14 protein-coding genes are annotated in these 13,294 nt (G+C 68.1%); 5 read left to right on the top strand and 9 right to left on the bottom strand.

All coding sequences use genetic code 11. From position 1 onward, the window contains the following. Positions 1 to 8: 8 nt before the first annotated feature. The 7 genes from mutM to ACFFJD_RS09640 all read right to left on the bottom strand — a co-directional run bounded on the left by mutM (position 9) and on the right by ACFFJD_RS09640 (position 5,460). Positions 9 to 884, bottom strand: a complete 876-nt coding sequence (gene mutM / locus ACFFJD_RS09670; RefSeq protein ID WP_382363531.1) for a bifunctional DNA-formamidopyrimidine glycosylase/DNA-(apurinic or apyrimidinic site) lyase — start codon at positions 882 to 884, stop codon at positions 9 to 11. Next, the gene (rnc, locus tag ACFFJD_RS09665; RefSeq protein WP_382363529.1) at positions 877 to 1,650 is read right to left on the bottom strand and encodes a ribonuclease III; all 774 of its coding nucleotides are present in this window, start codon (positions 1,648 to 1,650) and stop codon (positions 877 to 879) included. The genes mutM and rnc overlap by 8 nt, the downstream gene beginning before the upstream one ends. Beyond that, the gene (locus tag ACFFJD_RS09660; protein WP_382363527.1) at positions 1,650 to 2,237 is read right to left on the bottom strand and encodes a YceD family protein; all 588 of its coding nucleotides are present in this window, start codon (positions 2,235 to 2,237) and stop codon (positions 1,650 to 1,652) included. Before ACFFJD_RS09660 ends, rnc begins: the two co-directional genes overlap by 1 nt. Positions 2,238 to 2,262: 25 nt before the next feature. Then, entirely contained in the window at positions 2,263 to 3,048 is a 786-nt protein-coding gene (locus ACFFJD_RS09655; protein ID WP_382363525.1) for a DivIVA domain-containing protein, read from the bottom strand. A 116-nt stretch (positions 3,049 to 3,164) separates the two neighbouring features. Continuing rightward, positions 3,165 to 3,653, bottom strand: a complete 489-nt coding sequence (gene coaD, locus ACFFJD_RS09650) for a pantetheine-phosphate adenylyltransferase (RefSeq protein ID WP_382363523.1) — start codon at positions 3,651 to 3,653, stop codon at positions 3,165 to 3,167. 25 nt (positions 3,654 to 3,678) lie between these two features. Then, a complete protein-coding gene (gene rsmD, locus ACFFJD_RS09645) occupies positions 3,679 to 4,227 on the bottom strand; it encodes a 16S rRNA (guanine(966)-N(2))-methyltransferase RsmD (RefSeq protein WP_382363521.1) in 549 nt (182 codons plus the stop codon). A gap of 126 nt (positions 4,228 to 4,353) precedes the next feature. After that, on the bottom strand, positions 4,354 to 5,460 hold the full coding sequence (locus ACFFJD_RS09640) for a hypothetical protein (RefSeq protein WP_382363519.1): 1,107 nt from the start codon (positions 5,458 to 5,460) through the stop codon (positions 4,354 to 4,356). Between the two features lie 246 nt (positions 5,461 to 5,706). Between ACFFJD_RS09640 and ectA the strand changes: the two genes are divergently transcribed. The 5 genes from ectA to ACFFJD_RS09615 all read left to right on the top strand — a co-directional run bounded on the left by ectA (position 5,707) and on the right by ACFFJD_RS09615 (position 10,501). Then, positions 5,707 to 6,222 carry a diaminobutyrate acetyltransferase gene (ectA, locus tag ACFFJD_RS09635; protein WP_382363517.1) on the top strand — a complete coding sequence of 172 codons (516 nt, stop codon included), beginning with the start codon at positions 5,707 to 5,709 and terminating at the stop codon, positions 6,220 to 6,222. 22 nt (positions 6,223 to 6,244) lie between these two features. After that, on the top strand, positions 6,245 to 7,540 hold the full coding sequence (gene ectB, locus ACFFJD_RS09630) for a diaminobutyrate--2-oxoglutarate transaminase (protein ID WP_382363515.1): 1,296 nt from the start codon (positions 6,245 to 6,247) through the stop codon (positions 7,538 to 7,540). Then, a complete protein-coding gene (locus tag ACFFJD_RS09625; RefSeq protein WP_382363513.1) occupies positions 7,537 to 7,932 on the top strand; it encodes an ectoine synthase in 396 nt (131 codons plus the stop codon). The genes ectB and ACFFJD_RS09625 overlap by 4 nt, the downstream gene beginning before the upstream one ends. 34 nt (positions 7,933 to 7,966) lie before the next feature. Beyond that, a complete protein-coding gene (locus tag ACFFJD_RS09620) occupies positions 7,967 to 8,872 on the top strand; it encodes a Sir2 family NAD-dependent protein deacetylase (protein ID WP_382363511.1) in 906 nt (301 codons plus the stop codon). A gap of 204 nt (positions 8,873 to 9,076) precedes the next feature. Next, the gene (locus tag ACFFJD_RS09615; RefSeq protein ID WP_382363509.1) at positions 9,077 to 10,501 is read left to right on the top strand and encodes an HNH endonuclease signature motif containing protein; all 1,425 of its coding nucleotides are present in this window, start codon (positions 9,077 to 9,079) and stop codon (positions 10,499 to 10,501) included. A gap of 130 nt (positions 10,502 to 10,631) precedes the next feature. Here the strand turns inward: ACFFJD_RS09615 and proB are convergent, their stop codons facing one another. Together proB and obgE are read right to left on the bottom strand one after the other, a co-directional pair. Next, the gene (proB, locus tag ACFFJD_RS09610; RefSeq protein WP_382363507.1) at positions 10,632 to 11,747 is read right to left on the bottom strand and encodes a glutamate 5-kinase; all 1,116 of its coding nucleotides are present in this window, start codon (positions 11,745 to 11,747) and stop codon (positions 10,632 to 10,634) included. Next, positions 11,740 to 13,236 carry a GTPase ObgE gene (gene obgE / locus ACFFJD_RS09605; protein ID WP_382363505.1) on the bottom strand — a complete coding sequence of 499 codons (1,497 nt, stop codon included), beginning with the start codon at positions 13,234 to 13,236 and terminating at the stop codon, positions 11,740 to 11,742. The genes proB and obgE overlap by 8 nt, the downstream gene beginning before the upstream one ends. Positions 13,237 to 13,294: the final 58 nt, after the last annotated feature.

The raw sequence follows: 13,294 nt of genomic DNA, 5'->3' as shown, positions 1-13,294 counted from the left end.
GCCAAGCGTCAACGCGACCTAGGGTGCCGGGGCGAACGTTGACACGAGGGACAGAAGAACGAACTCCGGTTCATGAACGACTCCCGGACCATCGGGGTACCGCAGCGTGAGCACTCCTCGCCCTCGCGGCCGTAGGCGTTCAGCGCGCGATCGAAATAGCCCGACTCACCGTTGACGTTCACATACAGCGCGTCGAACGACGTGCCGCCGACCGTGATCGCTTCGCTCATCACGATGCCGGCCTGCTCGAGCAGCTCGTGCAGGCCGGCGCGCGGAATGCCCTTGGTCCGACGACGCCCGTGCAGCTTCGCGCGCCAGAGCGCCTCGTCGGCGTAGATGTTGCCGACGCCGGACACCACCGTCTGATCCAGCAGCGCACGTTTGATCTCAGTGTCCTTGCGGCGCAACACTTCCACCACTGCAGCCGGATCGTAGGCGGGGTCGAACGGGTCGGCGGCGATGTGGGCGATGGAGACCGGGAGCGCCCCCGCCTCGGGCGAGGTGTACTCGTCCAGGTGCCAGCCGCCGAAGGTGCGCTGATCCACGAAGCGCAGTTCGTTGCCGTCGTCGAGCTCGGCCCGAATCCGCAGATGAACGGGATCGGGCGCAACAGACTCGGCGAGCAGCATCTGCCCGCTCATACCCAGGTGCACCACCACGGCGACGTCGTCAGCGGCGTCGGCCGCGTCCAGCCAGAGGTACTTGCCGCGGCGGGCGACGTCGTCGAATCGCTTGCCCCGCAAGCGATCTGCCAGATCTTGCCCGCCCGGGAGGTGACGACGTACCGCGCGCGGATGAAGCACCTGCACGCCGGTGATCTGCCGTCCGACCAGGTGCGTGTGCAGTCCGCGGCGGATGGTCTCCACCTCGGGAAGTTCAGGCACCCTCGGTAGCCCCTCCGCCGTCCTCGGAGTCGGTGCTCGAGGAGTCAGTGCTCGAGGAGCTGGGGTCGGCACCGTCATTCAGTGCGCGCCACGCCAGGGCTGCGGCCTTCTGCTCGGCTTCCTTCTTGGTACGACCGGTCCCCGAACCCCGCGCCTGGCCGGCCACCACCGCGGCGGCGGTGAACTCCTTGTCGTGGTCGGGTCCGGTGGAGGTGATCTGGTAGTGCGGCACACCGAGATTGCGCGCCGCCGTGAGCTCCTGCAGGGAGGTCTTCCAGTCCAGCCCCGCACCGAGTTCTCCGGACCGCTCGATCACCGGCTCGAACAACCGAATGATCACGTCCTTGGCCACCGCGATCCCGTGTTCCAGGAACACCGCACCCAGCAACGACTCCAGGCCGTCGGCCAGAATGCTGGCCTTGTCCCGGCCACCGGTCAGCTCCTCGCCGCGGCCGAGATACAGGTGCGCACCCAGGCCACCCTCCCCCAGCTCACGCGCGACGTCGGCCAGAGCGTGCATGTTCACCACACTCGCGCGGATCTTGGCCAGCTCGCCCTCGGGACGGTCCGGAAAGCCCAGGTACAGACGCTCGGTCACTACCACGCCGAGGACCGAGTCGCCGAGGAACTCCAGTCGTTCATTGGTCGGCAGGCCGCCGTTCTCGTACGCGTACGAGCGGTGCGTCAGCGCCAAGGTGAGCAAGTCGTCGCCGATGGAGACGCCGAGCGCGGCGGTCAGTTCGGCCGGATCCGCTTTGCGCGCCACTACTGCCCCTCCACCGACCCGGAAGCCTGCTGCCCTTCGGCAGCGAACCGGCCGGCCAGACCGGCCCAGCGCGGATCGATCTGCTCGTGACCGTGGTCGGGTTCGGCGTCGGCCAGTCGGACACCGCATTCGGCACACAGGCCGGGGCAGTCCTCCGAACACACCGGACTCAGCGGCAGCTCCGTGCCGATGAGGTCGATGATCAGCTGTTCCAGATCCACCTCGTCGTCCACCAGACGCGACACGTCTTCCTCGTCCGTGGTCTGCTCGGTGGCGCTGTCGGGGTAGGCGAACAGCTCGGTGATGTACACCGTCACACCGTCGGTCAACGGCTCCAGGCAACGCCCGCACTGACCGTCGAGATCGGCATCGACGGTGCCGGTGACCAGCACGCCCTCGGACACCGACTCCAGCCTCAGCTCGAGGTCGATCTCCGAGCCGGCCTCGACGCCGATCATCTCGGCGCCGATGCGTTCGGGGGCGACGACGGTGCGCTCCACCTCGATCATCGAGCCCGGTCGGCGCGGCAGACTCCGCACGTCGATCACATAGGGACTGGTACTTGGCAAAGGGCTCACGCCGCACATTTTACCGTGCGGCGCAAAGCCGAAGTCAGCCGGCCATCGGGGTGGCCGCGCGCGGTCCCTGCTCGTAGTTGTGCGGGTACTCGACGTAGTCGTGCATGGCCGCACCGGTGCGCAGCTGCTGGCGACCGCGGTTCACCGAACGCAGCGTTCCGGTCAGGATCTCCTCGAAGCCGGCCAGCTTCTCGTCGACGTAGACGTCGCAATCGCCGCGCAGGCGATCCGACTCGGCGTACGCCGCGTCGACGATGCGATCTGCCTCCGACTTGGCGGCGATCACCACTTCGGCCTCGGACACCAGGCGCTGCTGCTCGGCGATGCCGTCGGACACCGACTTCTCGTAGTTGGCGTTGCCGGCCTCGATCACGCGGGCAGCCTCGGCGCGGGCGCGACCGGTGACGGCCTCGTGCTCACGCTGGGCGCTGTGCTGCAGACGCTGGGCCTCCTCGGCGGCGGCCTGCTGGACCGACGCCGCGTGGGCGGTCGCCTCGTCGACCATGCGGTCGGCGCGGCTCTTGGCCTCGGACATCATGCGATCGGACTCGGCACGGGCGTGGGCCATCATGGCCTCGGCGTCGGCCTGCGCGGTGCCGACCATGGTGTCGGCGCTCTCGCGAGCGTTGTCGATCAGGGTGTCACGCTCGTCCAGGACGTCCTGGGCGTCGTCCAACTCCACCGGCAGCGCTTCGCGCAGGTCGTCGAGCAGTTCGCGCACGGCCTCCCGCGGAACGACGCAGTTGGCCGACATCGGGACTCCGCGAGCCTCCTCGACGATGGCCATCAGTTCTTCCATTGCTTCGAAGCAGCGGTACACGGTTACCCCTATCCGGCGCAGCGCGGAGAGTCTGGCCTGGTCGTTAGTCCTGAGGCCATTGTGCCGAATGTTGTTGGTGTGACTGGGGAGGTGCGTGGGCGTGTCGCGATCAGTCGTCAGACCGAGCGGACGTCTTCGATCCGATCCATCAGCGCCGCCTGGATGGCCGACGACAGATACGGCGACGTCTCCCCACCCAACTTGGCGACCTCCTTGACCAGCGAGCTCGACACATGCGCGAACTTCGGATCGGTCACCATGAAGAAGGTCTCCGCCCCCGACAGCTCCCGGTTCATCTGAGCCATCGGCACCTCGTAGGCGAAGTCGGTCTCCGACCGCAGCCCCTTGACGATGGTGGTGGCGTCCTCTTCACGCACCAGATCCACCAGCAGCCCGGTCCAGCTCCGCACCTGCACATTGGGCAGATCGGCGCAGTCGGCCTCGATCATGGCGATGCGTTCGGCGACGGTGAACATTCCACTCTTGTTCGGGTTCACCACCACCGCGACGATGACCCGGTCGAATCGTTCGGCGGCCTTCTCGACCACGAAACGATGACCGCGGGTGAACGGATCGTAGGAGCCCGGGCACACAGCTGCACTCATGGGCCCAGACCTTACCGACAGTGCGCTACGTCGCCTGCGCGAGCGTGATGACGGTGTCGCCGTAAGCCTTGCCGGCCACCACTTCCAGCGCGTCCGGCCACTGCGGCTCGGGGTCCCGGCTCCCCCGCTCGAGCACCACCCAAGCCTCCGGGGCCAGATGCGCCGGCAACGCCGCCAAGACGTCGGTCACCGCATCCGCACCCACCGCATAGGGCGGGTCGAGGAAGACCAGGTCGAAACTCGCCGACGGCGCCGCGAGGAACGACTCCACCGTGCGCTGCACCAGTCGCGCACGATCGCCCGCACCGCAGGTCGCGATGTTCTCCCGCGCCACGGCCGCGGCCTTGCGATCGGATTCGACGAGCACCGCGTGCCCGGCGCCGCGGGAGAGCGCCTCCAAGGCCAAGGCGCCGGTCCCGGCGTACAGATCCAGCACGCGGGCCCCGGCGATGTCCGTCCGCGACCCCAGCATCGAGCCGATGGCCTCCCGCACCCGGTCGGAGGTGGGACGGGTGCTCTGGGCGGGTGCCGCCAGTCGGCGACCACGGAACGATCCGGCGATGATTCGAGGCATGGTGCACCCATCTTAGACGCGCTTTCATCGTGATCGATCGACGTCGTCGCACCGCGCACAGCGTTCTCGAGGTCGACGAGAACGAGGCGACGCTCGCTCGTCGCCAGACGTATCCGATGGGTCTGCCTAGACCGGTGACATCGAATGCGGGACCACTGCAACGGCACCGATGATCAGGGCAACCAGAATCGCGATCACCGCCCAGCCGGCGATCTTCCACAGTGACGAGGTCTTGCCCGCGGGCGCTCGGATGATGGCCAACACCGCCGCCACCAGGAGGGACAGCGCCACGGGGGCGAAGGCCACCCATTGCCGCCAATTCTCCAGTGGCAGCAGCACTTGGGCGCCGTAGAGAGCAAGGACGAGGGCGGGTACGCCGAGTCCGATCGACAGCAGTGCGACGAGCTGGTTCAAGCGGGTCTGCGCGTCGGCTTCACGGGATTCGGCCGTCGACGAGGCGCCGTTCAGCAGATTCATCAAGGCTTCTGACTCGCGACGCATGGTCAGCGCCAGATTCTCGCATTGACGCACGGCGGCGTCGTGCAACCGCATCCACGGGCGAGTGCGCGGGGTGGCGGATTCGACGTCGACCAGCAGATTCGGGTTGCGGAGTCGGCGGTAGGCCGAGTAGGCGTCGCTGTCGTCAAGGTAGACGTAGAGCCCCTCGCGCACCGCGGTCTCGGCGATGTCGAAGGCGCGACCTCCGATGATGTGGAGCTTGAGAATCGACGCCACGATCGATGTGTGGCGTTCGGTGGCACTGCCTTCCGACTCCTCCGCGAGGGCGTTCTCCCAGTGGTAGCGGAACTCGCGGAGTCGAGCCGCGGTATTCCGCGAGGCTTCGGCGATCGCTTTCGCATGCCGCGCAACCGTGAACGAGAGATCCTCGTTCTCACGTCGCTTCGGAAGAAGCGCTGCGACAGCCGACTCCAGGCCGGTGAGATCTGCGAGGTCGCCGTCGGGGTCGATGCCTGTGTCGGGGCCGATGCCCGCCGAGTCGAGTTCCCACGCGTGGCCACGCCACACCCGATAGTCGATGCCGGATTCGTGCGCGACGACGACCACTTCGCCGACGATGAAGCGGCAGGACAAGGGATCGGACTTCCGGCCCGCCTCCGGCACGGCCAGAACCAGTGGAACCACGCGCACGTGCCCCTCGACGTCGACGAGTTGGTGATAGGTGGGCCGATCCAGAAGGACACTCAGTTCGACTTGTTCCATCTCAGTGTTCATCGGGGCGATGCTAGCTGCTGCAATTGCTGGAAACCTCGTGGCGCGGGCCCGATCGTCGGGGACCTGGACCGGCGGGGCGATGTGCTCTCGATGGCCGCCGTTCCGGCACCGCCTCCCGCCCCTCACGACACAGATGTGACTTACCCCACATTCACCCTCTGAGCAGTAACGGGGCGGGCATTCTGTCCCCCCGATCCGGTGACACACCTGACTTTAGTCCCGGATCTCGTTAACGTCGTTCACGTCATGAATCCGGATATACCGAAATCAAGGCAGCACCGTGACTCCGAAGTGAAGCTTCGGAAACCGGTGGTCGACGACGGAATCAGATTGTGGGAGATCGCTCGCGATACGGAAGTGCTCGACGCCAATTCCAGTTACGCGTACGTGCTGTGGTGTCACGACTTCGCCCAGACCTCCATCGTCGCTGAATCCGCGGGCAATCCCGTCGGATTCGTCACCGGATATCGACGGCCCGATCAGCCCGACGTGCTGATGGTCTGGCAGGTGGCCGTCGACGCCGATCAACGCGGCGCGGGAATAGCTGCACGCATGCTGACCGACCTGTTCGAGCGCGTTCGCGCCGCCGGGGTCACCAGCCTGCACACCACCATCAGCCCTGACAACATCGGCTCGCAGCGGCTGTTCGCCGCCGCGGCCGCCAAGCTCGGGCTCCACATCCGCTCGGAGCCGTTATTCGCCGCCGATGTCTTTCCGGACGCGCATCAACCGGAGGATCTGTACATCCTTTCGGCCGACTAGAAATGTGAATAGGGAACCCAAAATGACGACGATCGAAACGCACGTGGACGAGACGACCTTCAGTAAGCACGAATCCGAAGTCCGAACCTACTGCCGCAACTGGCCGGCCCTCTTCGATACCGCGCAGGGCTCATGGCTCACCGATGTGAACGGTAAGCAGTACCTCGATTTCTTCGCCGGCGCCGGCGCCCTGAATTACGGGCACAACGAGCCCACCCTCAAGGACGCGCTCATCGACTACCTGGTGCGCGACGGCATCACTCACGGCCTGGACATGTCCACCCGCGCCAAGGGCGAGTTCCTGCAGACCTTCCACGACCTGATCCTGGCGCCGCGCAACCTCGACTACAAGGTCCAGTTCCCCGGCCCCACCGGCACCAACGCCGTGGAGTCCGCGCTCAAGCTCGCCCGCAAGGTGACCGGCCGCGAGTCGATCATCAGCTTCACCAACGCCTTCCATGGCATGACCCTCGGATCGCTCTCGGTGACCGGCAACGCGAGCAAGCGGGCCGGCGCCGGAGTGCCGCTGGTGCACAGCACCCCCATGCCGTTCGACAACTACTTCGACGGCACCGTCGAGGACTTCGGCTGGTTCGAGCGCGTGCTCGACGACCAGGGATCGGGCCTCAACCGGCCCGCGGCCGTGATCGTGGAGACGGTGCAGGGCGAGGGTGGCGTCAACGTGGCCCGCGCCGAGTGGCTGCGCGCGCTGGCCGAGCTGTGCTTCGACCGCGAGATCCTGCTCATCGTCGACGACGTCCAGATGGGCTGCGGCCGCACCGGCGAGTTCTTCTCGTTCGAGTTCGCAGGCATCACCCCGGACATCGTCACGCTGTCCAAGTCGATCGGCGGCTACGGCCTCCCGATGGCCTTGACCCTGCTCAAGCCCGAGCTGGACGTCTGGGCGCCGGGCGAGCACAACGGCACGTTCCGCGGCAACAACCCGGCCTTCGTCACCGCCACCGCCGCCCTGAACAAGTTCTGGGCCGACGACCTGCTCACCCGCGACGTGGCCCGCAAGGGTGCGATCATCTCCGAGGCCTTCGCCGACATCTGCGCGCGACACCCGGGCATGTCGCACCGCGGCCGCGGCATGGTGGCCGGCCTGGTCTTCGAGGAGGCGTCGCTGGCCGCCGAGGTGTGCGCGATCGCGTACGAATCGGGCCTGCTCGCCGAGACCTCCGGTCCCAGCGACGAGGTGATCAAGCTGCTGCCGCCGCTGACCATCGACGAGGACGACCTGCTGCACGGTCTGGCGATTCTGCGCGACGCCGTGGCACTGGTGAACCCCGCGCCGACGATGGAGGCGACCGCATGATCGTGCGTACCACGGCCGAGATCACCGACACCGAACGCGACGTCGCGGCCGGGCACTGGCGTTCCAAGCGGATCGTGCTCGGCGGCGACCGGGTGGGCTTCTCGTTCCACGAGACCACCATCGAACCGGGGTCGGTCAACGAGTTCCACTACGCCAACCACGTCGAGGCCGTCTGGCTCGTCGAAGGCACCGGAACGCTCACCGACCGGGAGACCGGCGTGGACTATCCGCTCGCGCCGGGAACGATGTACCTGCTCGACGGCCACGAGCGGCACACCGTCACCGTCGACGAGGGCGCGCCCATGCGCATGCTGTGCGTCTTCAACCCGCCGGTGGTCGGCACCGAAGTACACGACGAGAACGGCGTCTATCCCCTGGTGACCGTCGACTGACCGGCACTGGGCCGACCTGTGCCACCATGGGCGAATGCGCAGCACCGCAGCGTGGACGCCCGCCGAGCCCACCGCACCCGATCCCGACCCGGACCGGTGCGCGCGTGAGCTCGCCGACCTCCTCGCCGGTCAGCGCACCCTCGCGCTGACCGGCGCCGGTCTGTCCACCCCGTCGGGTATCCCCGACTACCGCAGCCCCGGATCCCCGGCGCGGACGCCGATGACCATCGACATGTTCCTGGGTTCGGAGCAGTTCCAACGCCACTACTGGGCGCGCAACCACCTGGGCTGGCGGCACATGGATGCCGCCGAACCCAATGCCGCCCACCGGGCCCTGGCCGCTATGGAGACGGCGGGACTACTCTCCGGCGTCCTCACCCAGAACGTCGACATGCTGCACCTGAAGGCCGGCTCGCGGCGGGTGCTGGATCTGCACGGATCCTACGGCAGGGTCGTGTGCCTGCAGTGCGGGCACCGCTTGTCCCGACACCGCCTCGATGAGGCCCTGGAAGCCGCGAACCCCGGATTCCGTGAGCGGGTGGCCGGTCGCGGAGCCATCGAAGTGGCCCCCGACGCCGACGCCGTCCTGGACGACACCGCCGACTTCGTACCCGTCGCCTGCCCCGAGTGCGGCGGCACCCTGAAGCCCGACATCGTCTACTTCGGTGAAGTGGTACCCAATACGGTGGTCACCCAGGCCTTTTCCATGGTCGACGAGGCCGACGGCCTGCTCGTCGTCGGCAGCTCGCTCACCGTGATGTCCGGTTTACGCTTCGTCCGGCACGCCGCCAAACACGGTAAACCCGTGATCATTCTCAACCGCGGCACCACTCGCGGCGACGACGTGGCGACCCGCAAGATCGACCAGCGGTGCGAGACGATCCTCCCCGCGGTCGCCGAACAGCTCATCGCGCGCGCACCGGTCGGTAACCCCGGCTGAGGCGGAACGCCACTCCCCTGGGACTGGGTGTCCACAATCCAGGAATCGAACTGTAGAGCCTGTCGGAAGTGAGGCGTATCATAGTCATTACCGAGAAGGGACAGACATCCCGACTCGCGGAACATGAGTGGCCGGGCGGCCGATCGTCGCCGGCTCGACCGGTTCCACCGCTACTGGCTTCTCGCAACCTGAGGAGTGGGCGTCATGGACGCAGCAACTCTCACGGCCTTCGCCGACTCGATCAGCGATGACCTCACTATCCCCGTCGGTACCGACACTGCCGGACCGCCCGGCCTCGGGCAGTTCCTGGCCCGGGCGCGGGCGGTGGACGACGACCGGGAACTCCTGGCGGTAGCCGCGGCGGTTCTGCGGTTGCGCAATGTCACCGACTATTCGGTGGCCGCGACGTGCGCCGCGATCGAACGAGTGGGCCTGCCCGCCCGGAAGCATGTGCGGTCCGCCGCGGCGATCCTCGCCGAACTCGGGGCAGCTCCGGCGGTGGCCTACCGGGCCGTGAGGCTCGGGCAGGCGATCGCCGACGAGAACCTGGTCGCGGTAGTTCGTGGTTTGCGTGATGGTGCGGTGTCGGCGGAACACGGCGACGCCGTGGCGAGCGGCCTCGGGCACGTGGCCGCTCGGGTGGAACTGTCCGACGACGATCGCCGGAAGATCGTGAACTCCTTGATGGTGCAGACCTCGCCGGCGCAGGCGAGAGAGAAGGCCCGGGCCTGGGCGATCAAGCTGGCACCGGAGGTTCCGGCGGACGGGGAGGTTCCGGTCGCCGAGCGTGACGATCTGAACGAGATGACCCTGAACCGCACGGACGACGGTCGGGTGGCGGTGACGATCGACTTCGACATCGTGGCCGCCGAGGAACTCAGCGCGGCGCTGGATCCGCTCACGCGGCCGGTGCCCGAGCCGGACGGTTCGCAGGATCGACGGTCGGCCAAGCGGCGGCGTGCCGATGCGATGGCCCAGGTGATCCGCACGTATCTGGCGCACTCGGAACGTCCCGAGTCGGGAGGAGTGTTGCCGCACGTCACCTTGTCGGTGCCGGCGGCGGTGGTGATCAACGGGAAAGTACTGGATTCCGTTGCGGGACCTGGTGCGCGGCAGACGATCTCAATTCCGATGTCCGATGACGGCACTGCCGAGGACGACACCGCCGTACCGTGGCTCGGGTTCGGCGGACCCATCTCGGCGCGGACCGCGGAACTGATCATGTGCGAGGCGTCGGTGGCGTTGGCGCTGCTGGACGACAACGGAGTGCCGCTGAATGTCGGCCGGGAGAAACGACTGTTCACGCCCGGTATCCGCAAGGCGCTTGTCCTACGGGATCGCGGTTGCGCCTTTCCCGGTTGCGGTGTTCCGCCGTCTTGGTGCGACGGCCACCACGTGGAGCATTGGGAGCACGGCGGGGCCACGAGCCTGGACAACGGAGTCCTGCTCTGCCGCCGACACCACACCGTGATTCACCACGGTGGATGGGAAGTGTTCATCGGCCACGATCGGCAGCCGTGGTTCATCCCGCCGGCCGATCCCGACCATCCGAAACGTCGACGCGAACCGATCCGATCGAACGCGCGACGAACCTTGACCTTGTCAGCCAGCGCCGCGTGGGGCGCGTGAGACCAGTGCCGGGAGCGGTTCCCGACGCGATGTGTTGTTTGAAAATTTCATACAGTGCCCGCTGCGGGGCGGGGCCGGGTGGTCACGGGGATCATCCCGGCCCCAGCCGGTCGGGATCGGGCGACCGAGGTTACGTGCGCACCAACTGGTCGGCGTGAATCACCGGTCGGCTGTAGTCCGACGGCAGGTCGTCGCTGGATTTGCCTGCCATGTCCGCGATGTCGTCGGCGTCGTACGACGAGACGCCGCGCGCGCAGACCACGCCGTCCGGTCCGGCCAGCTCCACCACGTCACCGCTGGAGAAGCCCCCGCTCACCCCGGTCACCCCGGCGGCCAGCAGCGAGCGACGCCGAGCGACGACCGCGTCGACGGCGCCTGCGTCGATGGTCAAGCGGCCCAACGCTTCCGCGGCATGGCGCACCCAGAAGCGGCGTGCCGACAGCCGCTGTGGGCGGGCCGCGAACACGGTGCCGACGGAGGCATCGGCGAGCGCACGGTCGGCCTGCGCAGCGGCGGCCAGCAGGACCGGAACACCGGAATCGGCGGCCAGACGTGCGGCCGACAGCTTGGAGGCCATCCCGCCGGTACCGAGCGCACCGCCGCTGCCGGCGATCACTCCATCCAGGTCTTCCGGGCCGGCGACCTCGGCGATCAGGCGCGCGGGCTTGCCGTCCGGACCGGGCTTGCGCGGATCGCCCGTGTACAGCCCGTCCACGTCGGAGAGCAGCACCAGGGCGTCCGCCACCGTCAGGTGGGCCACGAGCGCGCCGAGTCGGTCGTTGTCACCGAAGCGCAGCTCGTTGGTGGCGACGGTGTCGTTCTCGTTCACCACCGCCACCGCGTGCAGGGCGCGCAGACGATCCAGGGTGCGCTGGGCGTTGGCATGGTGGGCGCGGTTCGACACGTCGTCCGCGGTCAGCAGCACCTGACCGACGGTGCGGTCGTAGCGGGAGAACGACGCATCCCACGCCTGCGCCAGCTTCAGCTGGCCGACGCTCGCGGCCGCCTGTTTGGTGGCCAGATCCGCCGGGCGCTTCTTCAGGCCGAGCGGAGCGATCCCGGCGCCCACCGCACCGGAGGACACCACCACCACGTCACTGCCGGCCCGCATGCGCGCTTCCAGCGCATCCACGAGCGAATCCAGACGCGCATGATCGATGCCGGTGTCCAGGTCGGTGATGGCCGACGAACCGATCTTGACGACGATGGTGCGCGCCTGCGCGATAGCCGCGCGCACCTCACTCATCGACGGGATCCCCGTCGTCGGTCCAGCCCAACTGCTCGCCCTCGGCCTCGTCGGCGCGCTGACGACGCAGCTTCCGCGCCGCCTTACGCTCGGCGGCACCCACGCGGTCGTTGCGTTCGAGACGCACGTCGGTGCCACGGCCGGTCAGCGGCACGTCCTCGGACATCGGCACCGACGGCTCCCAGTCGAACGTCACCCCGGCGATGGTCACCGCGGCGCCCGTCTTGGCGCCCTGCTTGACCAGCGCGTCTTCCACGCCGAGTCGGTTCAGGCGGTCGGCCAGGTAACCCACGGCCTCGTCGTTGTCGAACTGCGTCTGCCGGATCCAGCGCTCGGGGCGTTCGCCGCGCACGATGAAGCCGCCGGGGATCTCCGGATCGGTGACCACGGTGAACTCGGCACGGTCCACGGCCTTGGGCCGGATCACGGCGCGCTGGGCCACCGGCTCGGCGTGCGTGCGCCGGTACTCGTCCACCATCTTGGCCAGGGCGAACTTCAGTTCCGGCAGGCCCCGCCGAGCGACCGCCGAGACCCGGAAGACGGGCCAGCCGCGTTCGGCGATGTCGGCCTCCACCAGATCGGCGAGCTCATCGGCTTCCGGGATGTCCACCTTGTTCAGCACCACGATGCGCGGGCGGGTCGCCAGGTCGCCGAGCGAGTGATCGTCGGCCAGCACCGGCTGATAGGCGGCCAGCTCGGCTTCCAGCGCGTCGATGTCGGAGATCGGATCGCGGCCGGGTTCGAGCGTGGCGCAGTCGACCACGTGGGCCAGCACCGCGCAGCGCTCCAGGTGCCGGAGGAAGTCCAGGCCGAGGCCACGCCCCTGCGAGGCGCCGGGAATCAGCCCGGGCACGTCGGCGACGGTGAAGGTGTCCTCCCCCGCCGTGACCACCCCGAGGTTGGGCGCCAGCGTGGTGAACGGGTAGTCGGCGATCTTCGGCTTGGCCGCAGACAGCACCGACACCAACGACGACTTGCCTGCCGACGGGAAGCCCACCAGACCGACGTCGGCCACCGACTTGAGTTCCAGAACCAGTTCGCGTTCCTCGCCCGGCTCACCGAGCAGCGCGAAACCGGGCGCCTTGCGGGCTCGCGAGGCCAGGGCCGCATTGCCCAAGCCGCCCCGGCCGCCCTTGCCGGCGAGGAACTCGGTGCCCTCGCCCACCAGGTCGGCCAGAATGCTGCCGTCCTTGTCGAGCACCACGGTGCCGTCGGGCACGTGCAGCCGCAGGCCCTCGCCGTTGGCGCCGCTGCGGTTACCGCCCTCGCCGGGGCGACCGTTGCCGCCGCGCGCATGCGGCCGGAAGTGGAAGTCGAGCAGCGTGTGCACCTGTGGGTCCACCACCAGCACCACGTCGCCGCCGCTGCCGCCGTTGCCGCCGTCCGGGCCGCCGAGCGGTTTGAACTTCTCCCGATGCACCGAGGAACACCCGTGCCCGCCGTTGCCGGCCACCACATCGATGGTCACCCGGTCGATGAACCTCGACATGACACTGCCCTCCTGGACATGGAATTAAGTGGAACTACGTGAAAAAGGCGACAGGGCG

The organism is Gordonia phosphorivorans, assembly GCF_042432625.1.
GTDB classification, from domain to species: Bacteria; Actinomycetota; Actinomycetes; order Mycobacteriales; family Mycobacteriaceae; genus Gordonia; species Gordonia phosphorivorans.
Note: the sequence above shows the minus strand (reverse complement) of the source record. Positions and strands in the feature narration are given on the sequence as shown.